The 21944-nt window shown below is 67.0% G+C and carries 16 protein-coding genes; 9 read left to right on the forward strand and 7 right to left on the reverse strand.

The genetic code is table 11. The annotated features are described in order from the left end of the window. The first annotated feature begins 151 nt into the window (after positions 1–151). The 4 genes from BLW05_RS26105 to hprK all read left to right on the forward strand — a co-directional run bounded on the left by BLW05_RS26105 (position 152) and on the right by hprK (position 4569). On the forward strand, positions 152–2263 hold the full coding sequence (locus BLW05_RS26105) for an ATP-dependent helicase (protein WP_093166494.1): 2112 nt from the start codon (positions 152–154) through the stop codon (positions 2261–2263). A 328-nt stretch (positions 2264–2591) separates the two neighbouring features. Continuing rightward, positions 2592–2921, forward strand: coding sequence for a ribosome hibernation-promoting factor, HPF/YfiA family (hpf, locus tag BLW05_RS26110; RefSeq protein WP_088958293.1), 330 nt, complete (start codon positions 2592–2594; stop codon positions 2919–2921). Between the two features lie 94 nt (positions 2922–3015). Then, positions 3016–3483, forward strand: a complete 468-nt coding sequence (locus tag BLW05_RS26115; RefSeq protein WP_088958292.1) for a PTS sugar transporter subunit IIA — start codon at positions 3016–3018, stop codon at positions 3481–3483. 126 nt (positions 3484–3609) lie between these two features. Beyond that, the gene (hprK, locus tag BLW05_RS26120) at positions 3610–4569 is read left to right on the forward strand and encodes an HPr(Ser) kinase/phosphatase (RefSeq protein WP_093166495.1); all 960 of its coding nucleotides are present in this window, start codon (positions 3610–3612) and stop codon (positions 4567–4569) included. Between the two features lie 7 nt (positions 4570–4576). Here hprK and fur read toward each other — a convergent pair whose 3' ends face one another. Further along, positions 4577–4996 carry a ferric iron uptake transcriptional regulator gene (gene fur, locus BLW05_RS26125; RefSeq protein WP_093166496.1) on the reverse strand — a complete coding sequence of 140 codons (420 nt, stop codon included), beginning with the start codon at positions 4994–4996 and terminating at the stop codon, positions 4577–4579. A gap of 85 nt (positions 4997–5081) precedes the next feature. Between fur and BLW05_RS26130 the strand changes: the two genes are divergently transcribed. From BLW05_RS26130 to BLW05_RS26145, 4 genes are all read left to right on the forward strand, one after another. Further along, entirely contained in the window at positions 5082–5648 is a 567-nt protein-coding gene (locus BLW05_RS26130; RefSeq protein ID WP_093166497.1) for an outer membrane protein assembly factor BamE, read from the forward strand. A gap of 67 nt (positions 5649–5715) precedes the next feature. Next, positions 5716–6546, forward strand: coding sequence for a 4-hydroxy-tetrahydrodipicolinate reductase (gene dapB / locus BLW05_RS26135; protein WP_093166498.1), 831 nt, complete (start codon positions 5716–5718; stop codon positions 6544–6546). Between the two features lie 148 nt (positions 6547–6694). Beyond that, entirely contained in the window at positions 6695–7393 is a 699-nt protein-coding gene (locus BLW05_RS26140) for a MotA/TolQ/ExbB proton channel family protein (RefSeq protein ID WP_093166499.1), read from the forward strand. 3 nt (positions 7394–7396) lie between these two features. After that, a complete protein-coding gene (locus BLW05_RS26145) occupies positions 7397–7861 on the forward strand; it encodes an ExbD/TolR family protein (RefSeq protein ID WP_093166500.1) in 465 nt (154 codons plus the stop codon). A gap of 114 nt (positions 7862–7975) precedes the next feature. On the opposite strand, the gene BLW05_RS26150 is transcribed toward BLW05_RS26145, so the two are convergent. From BLW05_RS26150 to BLW05_RS26175, 6 genes are all read right to left on the reverse strand, one after another. Beyond that, positions 7976–10432, reverse strand: a complete 2457-nt coding sequence (locus BLW05_RS26150) for a glycogen/starch/alpha-glucan phosphorylase (protein WP_093166501.1) — start codon at positions 10430–10432, stop codon at positions 7976–7978. A 29-nt stretch (positions 10433–10461) separates the two neighbouring features. Continuing rightward, positions 10462–11922: a glycogen synthase GlgA gene (gene glgA / locus BLW05_RS26155; RefSeq protein ID WP_093166502.1), complete on the reverse strand. Its 1461-nt coding sequence runs from the start codon at positions 11920–11922 to the stop codon at positions 10462–10464. A 6-nt stretch (positions 11923–11928) separates the two neighbouring features. Next, complete coding sequence (glgC, locus tag BLW05_RS26160) at positions 11929–13227, reverse strand: glucose-1-phosphate adenylyltransferase (protein ID WP_093166503.1); 1299 nt, start codon at positions 13225–13227, stop codon at positions 11929–11931. A 62-nt stretch (positions 13228–13289) separates the two neighbouring features. Next, positions 13290–15329 (reverse strand): glycogen debranching protein GlgX, encoded by a 2040-nt coding sequence (glgX, locus tag BLW05_RS26165; protein ID WP_256330499.1) that lies wholly within the window; start codon positions 15327–15329, stop codon positions 13290–13292. Next, positions 15326–17485, reverse strand: coding sequence for a 1,4-alpha-glucan branching protein GlgB (gene glgB, locus BLW05_RS26170; protein WP_093166504.1), 2160 nt, complete (start codon positions 17483–17485; stop codon positions 15326–15328). Before glgB ends, glgX begins: the two co-directional genes overlap by 4 nt. Further along, entirely contained in the window at positions 17475–19106 is a 1632-nt protein-coding gene (locus BLW05_RS26175) for an alpha-glucosidase (protein WP_093166505.1), read from the reverse strand. Before BLW05_RS26175 ends, glgB begins: the two co-directional genes overlap by 11 nt. A gap of 193 nt (positions 19107–19299) precedes the next feature. On the opposite strand from BLW05_RS26175, the gene leuS reads away from it, so the two are divergent. Then, complete coding sequence (gene leuS / locus BLW05_RS26180) at positions 19300–21939, forward strand: leucine--tRNA ligase (RefSeq protein WP_093166506.1); 2640 nt, start codon at positions 19300–19302, stop codon at positions 21937–21939. Positions 21940–21944: the final 5 nt, after the last annotated feature.

A 21944-nucleotide genomic window follows, 5' to 3' on the forward strand; every position in this document is an offset into this window, starting at 1 on the left:
GCCGGCAGTGGCGTCAGAAGGGGAGTGAAAGCTGCCGAGACGGGATGATTTCCATCGAAGAACTCCGGTTTTGCAGCGAGGCGCGATTATGTCATCGGTGGTTGCCGGCGCCCCGTGGCTTCTGGATAAACATCCAGTACAGTTGCGCTCGATGCCGAGCGTTGCGACCCCCCTCCTCAACAGCCCTGAAGAGCGGCTTGCCGAGGCGCTCGCGCAGCTCAACGAGGCGCAGCGCGCGGCGGTTCAGCACGGGCTCGATGCCGCTGTCGGCCATGCCGCGCGCGACGATCGCCCGCTGCTCGTGATCGCCGGCGCCGGTTCGGGCAAGACCAGCACCCTGGCGCACCGGGTGGCCAACCTGATTGCCCAGGGCGCCGATCCGCAGCGGATCCTTCTCTTGACCTTCTCCCGTCGCGCGGCACAGGAAATGGAGCGCCGCGCCGGCCAGGTGCTGGTGCGCGTCCTGGGCCTGCCCTCGCGATCGCCGCCGGCGCTGCCGTGGGCCGGCACCTTCCATGGTGTGGGCGCGCGGCTTCTGCGCGAGTACGCCGCGCAGATCGGTCTGGACGAGAACTTCACCATCCACGACCGGGGTGACGCCGAGGACCTGATGGGGCTGGTTCGCAACGACCTGGGCCTGTCAACTTCGACCCGGCGATTCCCTCTGAAGGGGACCTGCGTCTCGATCTATTCGCGCACCGTGAACACGCGCGCGCCGCTGGGTGACGTGCTCAAGCAGGCGTTCCCATGGTGCGCCGAATGGGAGGCCGAGCTGAAACGGCTTTTCGGCGCGTATGTGGAGGCCAAGCAGCAGCAGCACGTGCTCGACTACGACGACCTGCTGCTGTACTGGGCCGAAATGATGGCCGAGCCGACCCTCGCGCGGCAGGTCGGCGAGCGCTTCGACCACGTGCTGGTCGACGAATACCAGGACACCAACCTGTTGCAGGCGGCCATCCTGCGTTCGCTCAAGCCCGACGGTCGCGGTGTCACGGTGGTGGGCGACGATGCGCAGTCGATCTATTCGTTCCGCGGTGCGACGGTGCGGAACATCCTCGACTTTCCGGCGCACTTCAGCCAGCCGGCGCGCATCGTCACGCTCGATCGCAACTACCGTTCGACGCAGCCGATCCTCGATGTGTCGAATGCAGTCATCGCTGCGGCGGCGGAGCGGCACGCCAAGACGCTCTGGACCGACAAGCCGTCGGCAGGCCAACCCCAGCTCGTGCTGGTGGCGGACGAGGCGGCGCAGGCGACGTGGGTCGCCGATCGCGTATTGGCGCACCGCGAGGGCGGCTTGGCGCTGAAGTCGCAGGCGGTGCTGTTCCGCACATCGACCCACAGCGCGGCGCTCGAACTCGAGCTCGCGCGGCGCAACATCCCGTTCGTCAAGTACGGGGGCCTCAAGTTCCTCGAGGCGGCGCATGTGAAGGACATGCTCGCGGTGCTGCGGTTCGCGCAGAACCCGCGGGGTCGCATGGCCGGGTTCCGGGTCACCCAGTTGATTCCAGGTGTCGGCCCCGTCACGTCCGCGCGGCTGCTCGACGCGATGGACACCGCGGCCGATCCGGGCGAGGTCGTGCGCTCCTTCGTGCCGCCTTCGCAGGCGCAGGCCGAATGGGCGCGGTTCGCCGACGCCTACGCTGCATTGCGCCAGCCCTCGCTTTCGTGGCCGGCCGACATGGACATCGTGCTGTCGTGGTACCTGCCGCACCTGGAGCGGCTCTACGACGATTCGGGCGTCCGGCGCGGCGATGTGGAGCAACTCGCCCGCCTGGCAGCCGGGTACGGGTCGCGCGAGCGTTTCCTGACCGAGCTGACGCTCGATCCGCCCGAAGCCACCAGCGACCGGCCCGGGCCGCCGTTGCTCGACGAGGACTACCTGATCCTTTCCACCATCCATTCCGCCAAGGGGCAGGAGTGGACCTCGGTGCACGTGCTGAATGTGGTCGACGGATGCATACCGGCCGACGTGGCGCAGGGCGCGCAAGAGCTCGAAGAAGAGCGGCGGCTCCTGTACGTCGCCATGACGCGGGCGCGCGACCACCTGCACCTGCTGGTGCCGCAGCGCTTTTACGTCACGCAACAGGCCGTACGCGGCGATCGGCATCTGTACGCCGGGCGCACGCGCTTCATCCCGGCGGCCGATGCGCAGCGCTTCGACCAGCAGACCTGGCCGCCACCGCCGCCGCGCGCGCCCCACGTTCCCCCGCCCGCCGCCACGATCGATCTCCTGAGCCGCATGCGTGCCGCCTGGCGTTGACGCCGGGCGGCCCTTGGGTCGGCGTGGTCGTATTTCCCCGGTCTTGACACCTTGGCGGGCCTTCCGGATGAGTTGTAGTTGCCTGTGCCGCCGGGATCTGTTGCTATCGATTTCATAGCGATTTCATGCCGTGAATTCGATCTGGATCAAGCCTGTGTGGCAAAGGCATTGCAATTCGATGACAGCCTGTGCATAGTGAACCGACCTTCCCCGCATTTGCTTGTCTTCCCTCTCTTCTCTCCCTGAACTCCCCTTGATTTCTCCCGGTCGCGTCTCCCAACTGGAGGCACGGCTTTTTTCCCAACCGTCAATTTCCAGGAGGTCATTCATGAATTTGACGATCAGCGGTCATCACCTCGACGTCACCCCCGCGCTGGACAACTACGTTAGGAGCAAGCTGAGCCGGATCAACCGCCATTTCGATCAAGTCGTCGATGTGAAGGTGATCCTTACGGTGGAAAAGCAAAAGGAAAAGGAACGCCGGCAACGTGCCGAATGCAACATTCACGTCAAGGGCAATGACATGTTCGCGGAAGCGAGCCACGCTGATCTCTATGCTGCAGTCGACGAACTCGTCGACAAGCTCGACAGGCAGGTCGTCCGCCACAAGGATCGCCTGCAGGATCACCACCACGCCGCACCCAAGCGCGTGATGTAGTGCAGTCTTCGGGCAAATACTCTTGCGGGCCGCTTTCGAGCGGCCCTTTGCTTTTTGCGGGGTGGGTGCATAATCGCCCCCGCCCCGCATCAACATGAACCGACTCGCGTCCATCCTGCCGCCCGCTCAAGTGCTTGTGAGCGTTGACGCCACCAGCAAGAAGCGTGCTTTTGAAGAAGCCGGCCTGCTGTTTGAAAACCTGCATGGCCTCGGCCGCGCCCTCATCACCGACAGCCTCTTCGCGCGCGAGCGCCTGGGCTCCACCGGTCTGGGCCACGGCGTCGCCATCCCGCACGGCCGCATCAAAGGTCTCAAGTCGCCGATGGCGGCCGTGTTCCAGCTCGCCAACCCGATCGGGTTCGACGCGCCGGACGAGCAACCCGTCGTCCTGCTCATCTTTCTGCTGGTGCCGGAAGCGGCCACGCAGAAACATCTTGAAATACTCTCCGAGATTGCCGAGCTGCTCAGCGACGCGAACCTGCGCGAGCAGATCAAGTCGAGCACCGACGCGGCGGCGCTGCATGCGCTGATCGCCGGCTGGCAATCCGCCCAGGTCGCCTGAAGCAGTGCTGCCGACCGGCTCGCCGCTTCGTCCTCCTCGCTCCACCGGCAACCGCCGCCCCTGCGGGCAAGCCCGGATGTTCCGCCGCTCGCCCATGCGGGCCAGTGGCCCATACTCTGCGCCATCATGAAGCCCACCGTCATCAGCGCCGACGCCATGTTCGAGGAGTTCCGCGGTTCGCTGCGCTGGGAATGGCTGGCGGGCCTGGGGGCTTCGGAGCGCCAGTTCGATCCCGACGTGATCAGCCGGGCCCAGTCCGCGGCGGATCTGGTCGGTTATCTCAACTACATCCATCCCTATCGGGTGCAGATCCTCGGTGCCCGCGAGGTGGCCTATCTCACGCGTGGCACGCACGAGGACTGCGTGCGGCGCATCGCCCGCATCGTCACGCTCGAACCGCCGATGCTGGTCCTGGCGGACGGCCAGCCGGCGCCTGACGAACTGCTCTCGATCTGCGAGCGCGCCCAGTTGCCGCTCTTCGCGACGCGCGAATCGTCGGCCTTCGTGATCGACCTGCTGCGCGCCTATCTCTCGAAACACTTCGCCGAGCGCACTTCGATGCACGGGGTGTTCATGGACATCCTGGGCCTCGGTGTGATGATCACGGGCGAATCGGGCCTCGGAAAGAGCGAACTCGGCCTGGAACTGATCTCACGCGGCAATGGCCTCGTCGCGGACGACGCGGTCGACCTCTACCGCATCAACCAGACCACGCTGGAAGGCCGCTGCCCCGAACTGCTGCAGAACCTGCTGGAGGTGCGAGGCATCGGTCTGCTGGACATCCGCGCGATCTTCGGCGAGACGGCGGTGCGCCGGAAGATGCGGCTCAAGCTCATCGTGCACCTGGTGCGCCGGGACAGCTTCGAGCGCGACTACGAGCGCATGCCGTCGGCGCCGCTCACGCAGGACGTGCTGGGCATCCCGGTGCGCAAGGTGATCATTCAGGTGGTGGCCGGCCGAAACATCGCCGTGCTGGTCGAGGCGGCCGTGCGCAACTCGATCCTGCAGTTGCGGGGCATCGACACCTATGCCGACTTCGTCGCCCGCCACCACAAGGCGATGGAAGCCGCGCGCGACGACGACTAAATCGGGCTCAGCGCTTGCTGACGCAATCTGCGCACAGGCCGTACAGCGACATCGCGTGGTCCTGGAGGATCCAGCCCTTGTCTTTCGCGATCATCTGCTGGCGACGCTCGATCTCGGCGTCGTAGAACTCCTCGACCTTGCCGCAGGACGTGCAGATCAGGTGGTCGTGGTGCTTGCCCTCGTTCAGTTCGTAGACGGCCTTGCCGCTCTCGAAATGGCTGCGCTCCAGGATTCCGGCCTGTTCGAATTGCGTGAGGACGCGATAGACCGTGGCCAGACCGATGTCCGAGTGGTCGTTGAGCAGCACGCGGAACACGTCTTCGGCCGTCATGTGCCGTTGACCGCCGTTCTGGAAGATCTCGAGGATCTTGAGGCGCGGCAGCGTGGCCTTGAGGCCGGTGTTCTTGAGTTCGTCGATGTTGCTCATGAGTCTTCCGTGCGGCCGGCCCGGAAAAGGGCTCCAGAGGGCCAACCGCTACAATGATTTGATCATATCGTCCAAGCCCATTCCAATGCCTGCCATTCCCCAACGCCGTCACTGGCTGCTTGCTGCAGCCGTTGCGGCAAGCCTGGGCCTCGGCGCTTGCAGCAGTGTCAACAACAGCGCTCGCAATGCCCTTTACGCGGTGACTCCCTACAAGATCGAAGTGGTCCAGGGCAACTTCGTGTCCAAGGAGCAGGTCGAGGCGCTCAAGCCCGGCATGACGCGCCAGCAGGTGCGCGAGATCCTCGGCACCTCGCTGCTGACCGATGTCTTCCATTCCAGCCGCTGGGACTACGTTTTCACGATCCGCCGCCAGGGCGTCGAGCCGCAGCAGCGCCGACTGACGCTGTACTTCAACGGCGACGTCCTCGACCGCTTCGAGGGCGATCCGATGCCGAGCGAAGAAGAGTTCGTTGCCACGCTCGACACCCGCCGCCGCAGCGGCAAGGTGCCCCAGCTCGAAGCGTCGGAAGATCAGCTCAAGAAATTCGAGCCCAAGGACAGCGACAAGGCAAAGGACAAACCGTCCGACAGCGAGCCCGCTGCGCAGACCGCGCCGCTGCCGGCTGCATATCCTCCGCTCGAATCGCGCTGATGAGCGCACGCCGGTCCAGCGACCGGCGTGATTCCTTCCCGAATCTGCATTTCCGAGGGCGAGACTCGTGACTGCCAATCCCACTTCCTCTTTCTCCCTCCGCCGTGTCGCCGTTGCCGGCGCATCCGGGCGCATGGGTCACATGCTCATCGAAGCCGTGCGGCAATCCTCAGATTGCCAGCTGGCCGGCGCGCTCGACGTGGCCGGCAGCAGCGCGGTCGGCACGGATGCCAGCGCATTCCTGGGTGCCCCGAGCGGGGTTCCGATCGTTTCCGACCTGCGCGAGGGCCTCAAGAACGCGCAGGTCCTGATCGACTTCACCCGTCCCGAAGGGACGATGGCGCACCTCGCCGTCTGCCGCGAACTGGGCGTGCAGCTCGTGATCGGCACGACCGGCTTCAGCGACGCGCAAAAGGCCGAGATCGCCGCCGCCGCCAAGGACATCGCGATCCTGTTCGCGCCCAACATGAGCGTCGGCGTCAACGTGACGCTGAAGCTGCTCGAAATGGCCGCCAAGGCGATGTCGACCGGCTATGACATCGAGATCATCGAAGCGCATCACCGCCACAAGGTCGACGCGCCTTCGGGCACCGCGCTGAAGATGGGCGAGGTGATCGCCGACGCGCTCGGCCGCGACCTCAAGCAATGCGCGGTGTATGGCCGCGAAGGCGTGACCGGCGAGCGCGATCCCTCGACCATCGGCTTCGCGACGATCCGCGGCGGCGACATCGTGGGCGACCACACCGTGCTGTTCGCCGGTACCGGCGAGCGCATCGAGATCTCGCACAAGTCGTCCAGCCGCGCCGGCTATGCGCAGGGCAGCCTGCGCGCGGTGCGCTTCCTGGCTGACAAGCGTGCAGGTCTCTTCGACATGTTCGACGTCCTGAACTTGAAATGAACACCCCCCAAGCCGCTTCGCGGCTCCCCCCTCTCTCGCCTTCGGCGGGAGGGGGGCGCACCTGGCGGCCCGGCGAAGCCGGTTCCGCGGGAGCCTTGGGCTTGGGCGCGGCGGTCTCGAGCGGTCTTGGCGGCTGGCGAGGGTCTTGATGAGTGTTTTCGAACTGCTCGCGCACGGCGACGGCGTCAGCCGTTCGGTGGCGGTCCTTCTGCTGCTCATGTCGGTGTCGAGCTGGGTCGTGATCCTCTGGAAGGCCTGGCTGCTTCGCGGCGGCACGCGCGACGTGGTGCGCAGCATCGCGGCGTTCTGGCAGTCGCCGTCGCTCGGTGAAGCGGAATCCAGTCTCAAGTCCTTCGATCGCGCGGAGCTGGTGCTGCCGGCGGTGAGCGCTGTGCGTCACCTCGCGGTGCAAGCCGACGGCGGCACGCTCGGTGGCGCGGTGAATCGCACGCAGCGCGTGACCCGCGTCCTGCGCGACGCGCTGCATGCGGCGCTGCGCCGACTGCAATCCGGCCAGATCCTGCTCGCGACCGTGGGCGCCACGGCCCCGTTCGTCGGCCTTCTGGGGACTGTCTGGGGCATCTACCGGGCGCTGGTGGGCATTGCCGGCGAAACCGGCGGCTTCACTATCGACAAGGTCGCCGGCCCGGTCGGCGAGGCGCTGATCATGACCGCCTTCGGCCTCGCGGTCGCGATTCCCGCCGTGCTGGCCTACAACGTGTTCGGCCGCGTCGTTGGCCGCATCGAAGCCGAGCTCGAAGGCTTCGCGCACGACCTGCTCGGCATGCTGGGCGAGCCGGCACCCCGCGAAACGCCGCTGCCTCCGGCGCGGCCGATGCCCGTCTGAGGCATGGCCTTCGGTCGCACCTCGCTCGGCAGCACGCCCACCGGCGGGCGCTCGATCGGTGCGGGCGGGCAGCGACCGCTGTCGGACATCAACGTCACGCCGCTGGTGGACGTGATGCTGGTGCTGCTGGTGATATTCATCATCACGGCGCCGCTGATGGCCAGCTCGATCAAGCTCGACCTGCCGCGCACCGACGCCGGCAAGCCCAACGAGACGCCCAAGTTCGTGAGCCTCGTCGTCGATTCATCGGGCAAGGTGTTCCTCAACGAGCAGCCGGTCACGAACGATGAACTCGCGGACGGCCTCGCGAAGGCGGCAGCCGACAGCCGCGACACGGAAGTCCAGCTCCGCGCCGACCAGACCGTGCCTTACGGCAAGGTGGTCGAACTGATGGGCATCGCGAACAAGGCGGGGCTGAGCCGCATCGGCTTCGTCACCGAAGCGCCATCGCTCCCACCGCCCAAGTAGCCGCCGGCGAAGCCGGGCGCGTTCGGGAAACACCGCGGAACCGGCTTCGCCGGGCCGCTGGTGTTGCCCCCTGGAAGGGGGTGGAGAACGACACGAAGTGCGCGAGCCTGGGGGTCAGCTCAAGGCCACCGGCCTTGTCCTCCAAATCTGGTGGGCGTACTCTGCGATGGTTCGGTCCGATGAAAACGCGCCCATCCCCGCCACGTTCAGGATCGCCATGCGCGTCCATGCCTCCGGATCGCGATACAGCGCATCGACCTTGCCCTGCGCCTCGATGTAGCTCGCATAGTCGGCCAGCAGCAGGTAGTGATCGCCCCAGCTCACCAGCGCGTCGAAGATCTCGTGATAGCGCGCCGGCTCAGTGGGCGAGAACATGCCGTCGCGGATGCTGTCGAGCGCGCGCTGCAGTTCCGGATTGGCTTCGTAGTAGTCGCGCGGCTGGTAGCCGCTGGCACGGATCGCGGCCACCTGCGGCGTGGTGTTGCCGAAGATGAAGAAGTTGTCCGCGCCGACGTTCTCACGCATCTCGACGTTCGCGCCGTCGAGCGTGCCGATGGTCAGTGCGCCATTGAGCGCGAACTTCATGTTGCCGGTGCCCGACGCTTCGGTGCCGGCGGTGGAGATCTGCTCCGACAGATCGGCGGCGGGCATGATCATCTCGGCCAGGCTCACGCTGTAGTTGGGGATGAACACCACCTTCAGCAGCCGGCCGACGCGCTCGTCGTTGTTGATCGTGTGGGCCACGTCGTTGATGAGCCGGATCACCAGCTTGGCCATGTGATACGCCGACGCCGCCTTGCCCGCGAATACCACCACGCGCGGAACGTGGTTGGCTTCGGGCGCTTCGAGGATGCGGTGATACCGCGTGATGACGTGCAGCACATTGAGCAACTGCCGCTTGTACTCGTGGATGCGCTTGACCTGCACGTCGAACATCGCGTCGGTGTCGATGTCGATGCGCAGGTGCTCGTCGATCCAGTTGGCGAGCCGCAGCTTGTTCTCGCGCTTGGCGTGCCGGAAGGCGCGCACGAAGGCCGGCTGCTGCGCCATCGGTCGCAGTGCTTCGAGCTGCGTCAGGTCGCGCCGCCAGCCGCGGCTGATGCGCGTATCGAGCAGCGCCGCGAGCGGCGGATTGGCCTGCGCCAGCCAGCGGCGAGGCGTGACGCCGTTGGTCTTGTTGTTGAAGCGGTCCGGAAACAGCTTCGCGAAGTCCGCGAAGATCGACTGCTTCATCAGCTCGGAATGCAGCCCCGAGACGCCGTTGACCGAATGGCTCGCGAGCACCGCCACGTAGGCCATGCGCACGCGCCGTTCGCCGGACTCGTCGATGAGCGACAACCGGCGCATCAGCTCGACGTCATGGCCGTGCGTCTGCGTCACGCTCGCGAGGAAACGCGCGTTGATGTCGAACAGGATCTGCAGGTGGCGCGGCAGCACGCGGCCGAACATCTCCACCGGCCAGGTCTCCAGCGCCTCGTGCATGAGCGTGTGGTTGGTGTAGCTGAACACCTTCTGTGTGTGACCCCAGGCCACGTCCCATGGCAGGTCGTGCTCGTCGATCAGCAGGCGCATCAGCTCCGGCACCGCCAGCACCGGGTGCGTGTCGTTGAGGTGGATGCTGACCTGGTCCGGCAGGTCGTCGAAGGTGGTGTGGTTGCGCAGGTAGCGGCGCAGCAGGTCCTGCACGCTGGCGCTGACGAAGAAGTACTCCTGGTGCAGCCGCAGCTCGCGGCCCGACGGCGTGGAGTCGTCGGGGTAGAGCACGCGCGAGACGTTCTCCGAATGGTTCTTGCTTTCCACCGCTTCAAAGTAGTTGCCGCGGTTGAAGGCCGAGAGATCGATCTCCTCCGTCGCGCGCGCCGACCACAGCCGCAGCGTGTTGGTGGCCTGTGTGCCGTAGCCGGGAATGATGGTGTCGTAGGCCACGGCCAGCACGTCGTGCGTGTCGACCCATCGCGCCGCGCCGCCTTCGCCCCGTTGCACATGGCCGCCGAAGCGCACGCGATAGGTCACTTCGGGCCGCTGGAATTCCCACGGATTGCCGCGCGTGAGCCAGTAGTCGGGCGTCTCGATCTGCTGGCCGTCGACGATGCGCTGGCGGAACATGCCGTATTCGTAGCGGATGCCATAGCCGATGCCGGGCACGCCGAGCGTGGCCATCGAGTCGAGAAAGCACGCGGCGAGCCGTCCGAGGCCGCCATTGCCGAGCGCCGCGTCGGGCTCGCGTTCAGCGATGGCCTGGATGTCGACGCCGAAATCGGCGAGGGCCTGCTTGACGGTGCCCTGCAGTTCCAGCGCCAGCAGCGCATTGGTGAAGGTGCGGCCGATCAGGAACTCCATCGACAGGTAATAGACGCGCTTGAGGCGCTGGGCATAGATCTGGCGCGTCGTGGTCATCCAGCGCTCGACGATCTGGTCGCGCACCGCGAGTGCGGTGGCATGCAGCCAGTCGTCCTGACTCGCGGCGACCGGGTCCTTGCCGACCGCATAGATGAGCTTGTTCGCGACCGCGCGCTTGAAGGCGGCGACATCGCGATCGGGGTGGTCGTATTTGAAGTCTTCGATGGTCATGGTGGGGCAGGTGATTTCGCCGTCGGGGCTCAGCCCACGGCCTCGGCGTAGACATCGAGATAGCGGGCGGCGGCGGTGCCCCAGTCGGCGGGGCGGCGCATCGCATTGGCGCGAACGGCCCGCCAGTCGGTGGGGCGCCGGTAGAGCGCGAAGGCACGGCGGACCGCGCGGGCGTAGCCGGCCGCATCGAAACCATCGAAGCAAAAGCCTGTGGCGTCGCCGCTGGCCATGTCTTCGAGCGTGGCATCGACCACCGTATCCGCCAGGCCGCCGACGCGATGCACCAGCGGCAGGCTGCCGTACTTGAGGCCGTACATCTGCGTGAGACCGCAGGGCTCGAACAGCGACGGCACCAGCGTCACGTCGCCGGCGCCGAACAGACGATGCGCGAGCGGCTCGCTGTAGCCCAGCGTGACGCTGACCGAGCGCGGCGCATCGGTGGCGCGCTGGCGGAACGCGGTTTCGAGGTCGGCATCGCCACTGCCCAGCAGCGCGAGCTGTCCGCCCTGGGCGATCAGCGCGTCGAGCCCTTCGAGCACGAGGCGCAGGCCCTTTTGCTCGGTCAGGCGGCTCACCACCACGAAGAGCGGCGCGTCGGGCTGCGGCGCGAGGCCCAGTTCCTCCTGCAGCGCCGCCTTGCAGCGTGCCTTGCCGGTCATGCGCCGGCTGTCGTAGCGCTGTGCGATCAGTGCATCGGTCGCCGGATTCCAGACCTGGTCGTCGACGGCATTGAGGATGCCGCTGAGCACATGCGACCGGCTGCGCAGCAGGCCGTCGAGCCCGAAGCCCTGCTCGGGCGTCTGGATCTCGTGCGAGTACGTCGGGCTGACCGTCGTGATGCGGTCGGCGAAGCAGAGGCCGCCTTTCATGAACGACAACTGGCCGTGGAATTCGAGGCCGTTGACGCTGAAGGCGGCCGGCGGCAGTCCCAATTCGGAGAAATGCCACGGTGCGAACAGGCCCTGGTAGGCCAGGTTGTGCACCGTGAACACGCTGCCCACGCGCGGTCGGCCATCGGGTTGCGCGAAGGCCAGGTATGCGGGCGCGAGCCCGGCATGCCAGTCGTGCGCATGGACGATTTCGGGCCGCCAGTGCGGGTCGAGGTCGCGCGCCAACTGCGCGGCAGCCCAGCCCAGCAGGGCGAAGCGCCGGTGGTTGTCGCCATAGGGCTGGCGGCTCGGGTCCTCGTAGGGATTGCCGGGCCGGTCGTACAGCCACGGCGCGTCGATCACATAGGCCGGAACGGCCGGCGCACCGTCGATCGGAATGCGGCCGAAGCGCAGGCGGATTCGCTCGCCCCACGGCGCGGCGAATTCGGCGAGCGGCTCGGAATCGACGACCCCCGCGACGATCGCCGGAAAGCCCGGAAGCAAGACACGTACGTCCTGCCCGGCCGCCAGCAGCGCAAGCGGCAGCGCGCCCGCGACGTCGGCCAGCCCTCCGGTCTTCAGCAAGGGAAAGAGTTCGGCGCTGACCTGGAGAATCCGCATGTGTCGTTACTGGGGAAAGCCGAGACGCTTGAGCATCTCGCGCGTGATGAGCACCACGCCGCCCTCGGTGCGCTCGAAGCGCGCGGCGTCGGCCTCGGCGTCTTCGCCGACCACGGTGTTGTCGGGCAGGATGCAGGCGCGGTCGATGACCACCTTGTTGAGCCGGCAGCCCTGGCCGATCTGCACGTCCGGCAGCAGCACCGCCTCGTTGATGGTGCAGAACGAATGCACGCGCACGCCCGAAAACAGCACCGAGCTGCTCACCTGCGAGCCCGAGACGATGCAGCCGCCGGAGATGATGGTGTTGACGGTCATGCCGTGCTTGCCCTCGCGGTCGAGCACGAACTTGGCCGGCGGAAGCTGCCGCTGGTAAGTCCAGATGGGCCAGTCGGTGTCATAGATGTCCAGCTCGGGGGTGATCGAGGCCAGGTCCAGGTTGGCTGCCCAGAATGCATCAATCGTGCCCACGTCTCGCCAGTAGGCCTTGGCGTCGCCGCCGCGCCGGGCGCGGGTCACGCACGACATGCCGAAAGGATGCGCCACCGCGCGGCCTTCCGCCACGGCGCGTGGAATGATGTCCTTGCCGAAATCGTGGTCCGAGTCGGGGTTGACGCTGTCTTCTTCGAGCAGCTTGTACAGGTACTCGGAATCGAAGATGTAGATGCCCATGCTCGCCAGCGCCACATCCGGCTTGCCGGGCATCGGGGGAGGATCGGCCGGCTTCTCGAGAAATTCGATGATGTTGCGGCCCTCGTCCACCGCCATCACGCCGAAGGCCACGGCCTCCATGCGCGGCACCTCGATGCAGCCGACCGTGCAGCCGCGGCCGTGCGCCGCGTGGTCGATGAGCATGATGGAGTAGTCCATCTTGTAGACGTGGTCGCCCGCGAGCACGACCACGTAGTCGTGCGGCGTCGAGCGCGTCTGGATGATGTCGAGGTTCTGGTAGACCGCATCGGCGGTGCCGCGGTACCAGTGTTCGTCGCCCACGCGCTGCTGGGCGGGCAGCACGTCGACCATCTCGTTGAGCTCCGCCCGCAGGAAGCTCCAGCCGCGCTGCAGATGGCGCATCAGCGAGTGCGACTTGTACTGCGTGACCACCGCCATGCGCCGGATGCCCGAGTTGAGGCAGTTCGACAACGCGAAATCGATGATGCGGAACTTGCCGCCGAAGTACACCGCCGGCTTGGCCCGTCGGTCGGTGAGTTGCTTGAGCCGGGATCCCCGGCCGCCAGCCAGCACCAGCGCGATGGTGCGGCGAACGAGTTGATGGGCCTGCAAGGTCGGTTGCTCGATGTCGTTCATCAGTTGCCTCCGTTTGTTTTTCCCGGTGATCCCAGCCTAGCATTCCCGCGAACACTTGGCTTCTATGTTTTTGCGACCCAGAGGCTGCCGGGCCCGAGGGTGACGGTCGGGCCGAGTGGCAAGGCCTCGGCGTTGTCCTCGTCGCTTGCGAGGCGGCGGACCCAGCGGCCGCCATCCAGGTGGAAGGCGACTTCCGCAGCCTCCGCGTTCACGAGCACCAGCCAGCTCGATGCGGGCGCGGGAGCGTCGAACAGGATCGCGAGCGCGTGGCGGTCGCGGCGCTCCCAGTCGGCGGCGGTCATCGCCCGGCCTTCGGGCGTGCGCCAATGCAGCGTCGTGGTTCCGGGCATGGTGTAGGCCGGCCACCACTGCGTGCTTCGCAGGGGCGCGGCCTCGCGGCGCAGTGCCAGCAGGCGCGAGACGTAGTCGACAAGGCGGGCTTCGGCCCGGTCCCAGTTCAGCCAGGTGGTCTCGTTGTCCTGGCAATAGGCGTTGTTGTTGCCTCGCTGCGTGTGGCCGAGTTCGTCGCCCGCCAGCATCATCGGCGTGCCTTGCGAAAGGAGCAGCACCGCCAGCAGTACACGGCAAAGGCGCGTGCGCTCGGCAAGCACCAGTGGGTCGTCCGTCTCGCCCTCCACGCCGCAGTTGCGGCTCAGGTTGTGCGCATGGCCGTCGCGGTTGTTTTCGCCGTTGGCGAGGTTGTGGCGATCGTTGTAGCTCAGCAGGTCGCGCAGGGTGAAGCCGTCGTGCGCGGTGATGAAATTGACGCTCGCGGTGGGCGCCCGGCCGTCGTGCCTGAAGGCATCGCTCGACGCGGTGAAACGCTGCGCGAATTCGCCGAGGCCGACGCTGCGATGCAGCCAGAAGCCGCGCTGCGTGTCGCGGAAGCGGTCGTTCCATTCGAGCCAGCCCGGGGGGAACTGGCCGAGGCAATAGCCGCCCGGCCCGATGTCCCACGGTTCGGCAATCAGCAGCGTGCGGGCCAGTATCGGGTCCTGTGCGGCAGCGGCCAGGAAAGGTGCGCGCGGATCGAAATCGCCATCCTCGCGGCGCTCCAGGATTGGCGCGAGATCGAAGCGGAATCCGTCGACGCCGAGTTGCGTGACCCAATGGCGCAGCGCGTCCATCACCAGCTGCACCACGCGCGGCTCCGAGAGATGGAGGCAATTGCCGCAGCCGGTCCAGTTCTGGTAGAGCGCCCGGTCGTCCGGCCGCAGGTGGTAGTAGAGCGGGTTGTCGATGCCGCGCAGGCTCAGCGTGGGGCCCAGCTCGTCGGTCTCGGCGCTGTGGTTGAAGACCACGTCGACCACGACTTCCATGCCGCGCGCGTGAATCGCATCGGTCATTGTGCGAAATTCGCTTGAGGGCGACGTGCCGGGGCGGCCGCTCCAGTAGCGTGCTTCGGGCGCGAACCAGCCGATGGGGCTGTAGCCCCAGTAGTTGCTGAGGCCGAGCTTGAGCAGCCGCTCCTCGTCGGCACGGAACTGCACCGGCATCAGGTTCAGCGTGGTGACGCCCAGGTGCTGCAGGTGGTCGAGCACCGCCGGCTCCGCGAGGCCGGCATAGGTGCCGCGAAGTTCGGGCGCAACGGCGGGATGCAACCGCGTCTGGCCGCGAACGTGGAGCTCGTAGATCACGCGGTCGCCGTCGGCGATCTGCGGTGCGTGGGAAGCAGGCGGCAGCGGATCGACAACGCGCGCCTTGAGCGCAATCGATGCGTTGTCGCGGGCATCGCGCCGGTTCGGATCCGCGGGATGGTGACCCAGAAAGAGATCCTCGCCGCCGTAGCGACCCACCACCTCGCGCGCATGGGGATCGAGCAGCACCTTGGCCGGATTGAAGCGCAGGCCCTCGTGCGGCGCCCACGGCCCGTGAACGCGCCAGCCATAGACCAGCCCCGTGCGCGCGTGCGGCAGGGCAGCGTGCCAGACGCCGTTGGTTTGGGTGGTGACTTTCAGGCGCTGTTGCTCGTGACGGCCGGTCGTGTCGAAGAGGCAAAGCTCCACCATCGTCGCGCGCGGCGCGGCGAGCGCGAAGTTGACGCCGTGCGGTCCCGGCGTTGCGCCGAGCGGATAGGGAGTGCCCGGGTGCAGTCCGGTCACGCTAGCACCCACATCAAGGTGCACAGCGCGGGCAGGGTCAGCGTCATGGACTGCGGCCTTCCATGCCAGGGCATCGCCTGCGTGTCGATGACGCCGTTGCCAAGTCCGCTTCCACCGTAGATCTGGTTGTCCGTGTTGATGATCTCGCGGTACTTGCCAGCAAGCGGCATGCCCAGCCGATAGTCATGCCGGACCACCGGCGTGAAGTTGCACACCGCGACGACGAAGCTGCCGTCCCCGGCGCGCCGCACGAAGGCGAACACCGACTGGTCCGCATCGTCATGGCAGAGCCACTCGAAGCCTTGGGGTTCGCAGTCCAGCTCGTGAAGCGCGGAGAAATGGCGATAGACGTTGTTCAGGTCGCGCACCAGCCGGCGGATGCCCTGGTGCGACGGCTGTTCCAGCAAGTGCCAGTCGAGGCTGCGGTCCTCGCTCCATTCGGCCCACTGAGCGAACTCGCCGCCCATGAAGAGCAGCTTCTTTCCGGGGTAGGCCCAGAGGTAGCCGTAGAGGTTGCGCAAGCCTGCGAACTGCTGCCAGTGGTCGCCCGGCATGCGGCCGATCATCGAGCCCTTGCCGTGCACCACCTCGTCGTGCGAGAGCGGCAGCACGAAGTTCTCGCTGTGTGCGTACATCAGCCCGAAGGTGATCTGCCGGTGATGGTGCTTGCGGTGGACCGGGTCAGTGCCGGCATAGCCCAGCGTGTCGTTCATCCAGCCCATGTTCCACTTGAAGTGAAAGCCCAGGCCCCCCTGTTCCGGCGGGCGCGTCACGCCGGGGAAGCTTGTCGACTCCTCGGCGATCGTGACGGCACCGGGCCGCTCGACGCCGACGACGTGGTTCATGCGGCGCAGGAAGTCGATCGCTTCGAGGTTCTCGCGGCCGCCCTGCGCGTTGGGAATCCATTCGCCGGGCTGGCGGCTGTAGTCGCGGTAGAGCATCGAGGCCACGGCGTCCACACGCAGGCCGTCCACACCGTAGCGCTCCAGCCAGTACAGCGCATTGCCGACGAGGTAGTTGCGCACCTCGGTGCGGGCGTAGTTGAAGATCAGCGTCTGCCAGTCGTTGTGGAAGCCCTCGCGCGGATCGGCGTACTCGTAGAGCGCGGTGCCGTCGAAGTTCGCGAGGCCGTGGGCGTCGGTCGGGAAATGAGCGGGCACCCAGTCGAGGATCACGCCGAGCCCGGCCGCGTGTGCCGCTTCGACGAAGGCGCGGAAGTCGCCCGGCGTGCCGAAGCGCGAGGTCGGCGCGTAGAGGCCGATCGGCTGGTAGCCCCACGATCCGTCGAAGGGGTGCTCGCTGATCGGAAGGAGCTCGATGTGCGTGAAGCCCATGTCGCGCGCGTAGGGCACGAGCGTGTCGGCGAGCTCGCGGTAGTCGAGCCACTCGTGGCCGTTCTTGCGCCGCCAGGACCCCAGGTGCACTTCGTAGATGCTGATGGGCGCGTCGCGCGCGTTGGCCTGCGCGCGGCCGGGTGGCATCCTGACCGGGGGCGGCAGGGGCTGGACGACGCAGGCGGTGTCCGGCCGCAGCCGCGCCGAGAAGCCGAAGGGGTCCGCCTTGCGCATCACATGGCCCTGCGGCGAGAGGATCTCGAATTCGTAGCTGTCGCCCGACGCGACGTGCGGCGCGAAGATCTCCCACACGCCGCACTCGCGGCGCAGCCGCATCATGTGACGGCGGCCGTCCCACTGGTTGAAGTCGCCGACCACCGAGACGCGGCGTGCGTTCGGCGCCCACACCGCGAAGGCGCAGCCGCGCACGCCGTCGATCTCGCGCAGGTGCGCGCCCAGTTGCTCGAAGGGTCGCAGGTGCGTGCCTTCGGCCAGCAGCCAGACGTCGGTGGCGCCCAGCACGAGCGGAAAGCGGTACGGGTCGTCGAGCAACGAGGTGTGCGTGCCCCAATCGACATGAAAGTGGTAGCCGAGCCGGGCTTCCGATGCAGGAACGAGGCCGGCGAAGAGGTCGCTGTCGCCCTGGCGGTCGAGTTCGGCCAGCGGCCAGCCCGAGCCCGATTGCATGACCGTCACCGATTTCGCGCCCGGCAGCAGCGCACGCACCCGAAGGCCTTCGTCCGTCTCGTGCGGGCCGAGCACGGCGAAGGGATCGCCATGTTCTGCGCGCATCAGGTCACGGACTTCAGCCTCAGGCAGCATCGAGCGGTACTCCGAAGAAGACGCCATACGGCGGCAGCGCGATCCTGCCGTCTTCGATGCCAGTGTCGTCGAAAGGCGCGCCTTCTGCCGGCGCGAGCGCGCGGGGCAGGTCGAGCGACACCGGCTCGCCTGCCAGATTGAAGACGCCGTGCAGCGAGCCCTCGCCGTCATGGCGCTCGAACCAGAGCACCGTGTCCGGCACGCCGGGCGCATCGATGAAGCGCATCTCGCCGCTGCGAAGCAGCGGTTGGCGGCGCCGCCAGCGCAGCAGCGCGCGGCTGAAAGTGAGCATCGAGGCCGGGTCGTCCGTCTGCCGGTCGATGGCCAGCGGCAGGTGCATCTCCGACACCGGCAGCCACGGCGTTCCACTGGTGAAGCCCGCGTGGTGCGCATCCGTGACCCACGGAATCGGCGTGCGGGCGCCGTCGCGGCCCTTGAATTCGGGCCAGAAGGCGCGGCCGTAGGGGTCCTGCAGCAGCTCGAACGGTACTTCCGCTTCGGGCAGCCCGAGTTCCTCGCCCTGGTAGACGCTCGCACTTCCACGCAGCGAGAGCAGCAGCGCAAGCCACAACCTGTCGCGGCGGGTGTCCTCGGTGCCATTGGCGTTCCAGCGGGAAGCGACCCGTGGCACGTCGTGGTTCGACACTGCCCAGCAACCCCAGCCGCCGGTCTTCGCGAGTTCGCTGTCGAGCGCCTCGACCTGCGTGCGCAGGTGCGCCGCGCTGTGCTCGCTGGTCAGCAGGCTGAAGCTGTAGGCCAGGTGCAGGCGCTTGCCGCGCTCGGTGTACTGGGCCATGACGGGCGGCGCGTTCTCGTCGCCGACTTCGCCGAGGCCCACGGCGCCGTAGTCGTCCAGCAGGGCGCGCAGCCGTTCGAGGAAGCGCAGGTTTTCCGGCTGGCTCTTGTCGTGGAGGTGCTTCTGCATCGCGTAGGGGTTGTCGGCCCGCACCGTGCTGACCATGCCGCCGTTGGCCGGCGGGTTGTCGCGAAGCTGTGCATCGTGGAACTGGTGGTTGCAGGCGTCGAAGCGGAAGCCGTCCACGCCGCGCTCGCACCAGAAGCGGACTTCGGCCAGCAATGCGTCCTGCACGGCCGGGCAATGGAAGTTGAGATCCGGCTGCTCGACCAGGAAGCTGTGCAGGTAGTACTGGCGCCGGCGCGAGTCCCATTGCCAGGCCGGGCCGCCGAAGACCGACAGCCAGTTGTTGGGCGGCGTGCCGTCCGGCCGCGGATCGGCCCAGACATACCAGTCGGCCTGCGGGCTGTCGCGGCTGGCGCGGCTGGCGGAAAACCAGGCGTGCTGGTCCGAGGTGTGGGAGAGCACCTGGTCGATGATGACCTTGACGCCCAGCGCGTGGGCGCGGGCCAGCATCGCGTCGAAGTCTTCCAGCGTGCCGAACATCGGATCGACTGCCCGATAGTCGGCCACGTCGTAGCCGAAATCCTTCATGGGCGAGCGGAAGAAGGGCGACACCCAGATCGCGTCCACCCCCAGCGCCGCGACGTGATCGAGCCGGGCGGTGATGCCCGGCAGGTCGCCGATGCCGTCGCCGTTGCTGTCCATGAAGCTGCGCGGGTAGATCTGGTAGATCACCGCCCCACGCCACCAGTCCTTGTCCATGCGGTCCTCCGGGGTCAAAAACCATTTTCAAGCAAAAAGCTGGCCCTCCCGGGTGCGTGCACCACTTGGGTGCCTCGAATGGCATACCTCCTCGAGAAAGGCGCCCGAGCGGTACGAAGGGGAGGGGGCGCAGGGTGATAATCACGATCCCCCGGCCGCCTGGCGCCGGGGCCGTTGCCGAAGCCGAGCCCGAATGAACCCCAGCTACAAACCCGCCGACGTCGAGTCCGCAGCCCAGGCCTATTGGACGGCCGCCGACGCCTACCGCGTGACCGAGGACACGCGCAAGAAGAAGTACTACGCCTGCTCGATGCTGCCGTACCCCAGCGGCAAGCTGCACATGGGCCATGTGCGCAACTACACGATCAACGACATGCTCACGCGCTACCTGCGCATGAGCGGCTACAACGTCCTGATGCCCATGGGCTGGGATGCCTTCGGGCTGCCGGCCGAGAACGCGGCCCTCAAGAACGGCGTGCCGCCGGCCGCCTGGACCTACGACAACATCAGCTACATGAAGGGCCAGCTGCAGGCGATGGGCCTGGCCATCGACTGGAGCCGGGAGATCGCGACCTGCGATCCGAGCTACTACAAGTGGAACCAGTGGCTGTTCCTCAAGATGCTCGAGAAGGGCATCGCCTACCGCAAGACGCAGGTGGTCAACTGGGACCCGGTCGACCAGACCGTGCTGGCCAACGAGCAGGTGATCGACGGCAAGGGCTGGCGCACCGGCGCGCCGGTGGAGCGCCGCGAGATCCCGGGCTATTACCTGAAGATCAGCGACTACGCCGAGGAACTCCTCGACCATACCCAGCACAAGCTGCCCGGCTGGCCCGAGCGCGTGAAGCTGATGCAGGAGAACTGGATCGGCAAGAGTGAAGGCGTTCGCTTCGCCTTCACGCATGGCATCAAGGACGAGAAGGGCAAGCTGATCCAGGGCGGCCGCATGTACGTCTTCACGACGCGCGCCGACACCATCATGGGCGTGACCTTCTGCGCCGTGGCGCCGGAGCACCCGCTCGCGCTGCATGCCGCGAAATCCGACCCGAAGGTCGCCGCCTTCATCGAGGAATGCAAGAGCGGCGGCACCACCGAAGCCGAGCTCGCCACGCAGGAAAAGAAGGGCGTTCGCACCAGCCTGACGGTGAAGCACCCGATCACCGAGGAGCAGGTCCCGGTCTGGGTCGGCAACTACGTGCTCATGAGCTACGGCGACGGCGCCGTGATGGGCGTGCCCGCGCACGACGAGCGCGATTTCGCCTTTGCGAACAAGTACGGCATCGAAATCATCCAGGTGGTGCTGGTCGACGACGAACCGCATTTCAACTACCACCGCTGGCAGGACTGGTACGCCGACAAGGAGCGCGGCGTCACCATCAATTCCGACAACTTCAGCGGCATGTCGTACGCCGAGGCGGTCAAGGCCGTGGCCCATGCGCTCGAGGTCAAGGGCCTCGGCGAGATGAAGACCACCTGGCGCCTGCGCGACTGGGGCGTCAGCCGCCAGCGCTACTGGGGCACGCCGATTCCGATCATCCACTGCGAAGAGCACGGCGCGGTGCCGGTGCCCGAGAAGGATCTGCCGGTGGTGCTGCCCACCGATTGCGTGCCCGATGGGCACGGCAACCCGCTGATCAAGCACGAAGGCTTCCATGCCGGCGTTGTCTGCCCGGTGTGTGGCAAGGCCGCGCGCCGCGAGACCGACACGATGGACACCTTCGTGGACAGCTCGTGGTACTTCATGCGCTACTGCGACCCGAAGAACGACGAGGCGATGGTCGCCGGCGGCGCGGACTACTGGATGCCGATGGACCAGTACATCGGCGGCATCGAGCACGCGATCCTGCACCTGCTCTACGCGCGCTTCTGGACCAAGGTGATGCGCGACCTCGGCCTCGTGAAGTGCGACGAGCCCTTCAGCAAGCTGCTCACGCAGGGCATGGTGCTCAACCACATCTTCTATACGCGCAACGAGAAGGGCGGCAAGGACTACCACCCGCCGTCGGAAGTCACGCAGGTGCTCGATGCGCAGGGCCGCATCACCGGCGGCACGCTGGCCGACGGCACGCAGGTCGAATACGGCGGCGTGGGCAAGATGGGCAAGAGCGAGCGCAACGGCGTCGACCCGCAGGACCTGATCGAGAAGTACGGCGCGGACACCGCCCGGCTCTACACCATGTTCACCGCGCCGCCCGAAGCCACGCTCGAGTGGAACGACGCCGCGGTCGAGGGCAGCTATCGCTTCCTGCGCCGGGTCTGGAATTTCGGGGTCGCGCTCGATGGCGCGGGGGCCAACAAGCCGATCGAGGGCAAGCCGGCCTTCGGCAAGCAGGCCAAGGCCTTGCGCCACGAAGTGCACACCGTGCTGCGTCAGGTCGACTACGACTATCAGCGCATGCAATACAACACCGTGGTGTCGGGCGCGATGAAGCTGCTCAACGCGCTGGAAGGCTTCAAGCCCGCCGAGCCGGACGCCGGCGACCGCGCGGCGGTGCGCGAGGCGATGAGCATCCTGCTGCGCTGCCTCTATCCGGCAACGCCGCATATCGCGCACCAGCTCTGGCACCAGCTCGGCTACGACAAGGAGATCGGCGAGCTGCTCGACGCGCCCTGGCCGGTGGTCGACGTCGGCGCGCTGGAGCAGGACGAGATCGAGCTGATGCTGCAGATCAACGGCAAGCTGCGCGGCTCGCTGCAGGTGCCGGCGACTGCCTCCAAGCAGGAAATCGAGAAGATCGCGCTCGCCAGCGAGGCCTTCGTCAAGCACGCCGAAGGCGCCGCGGCCAAGCGCGTCATCGTGGTGCCCGGGCGTCTGGTCAACGTGGTCGTGTGACGGGC

Origin of the sequence: Variovorax sp. YR216 (assembly GCF_900107745.1) — a bacterium.
In the GTDB taxonomy this organism is placed as follows: Bacteria; Pseudomonadota; Gammaproteobacteria; order Burkholderiales; family Burkholderiaceae_C; genus Variovorax.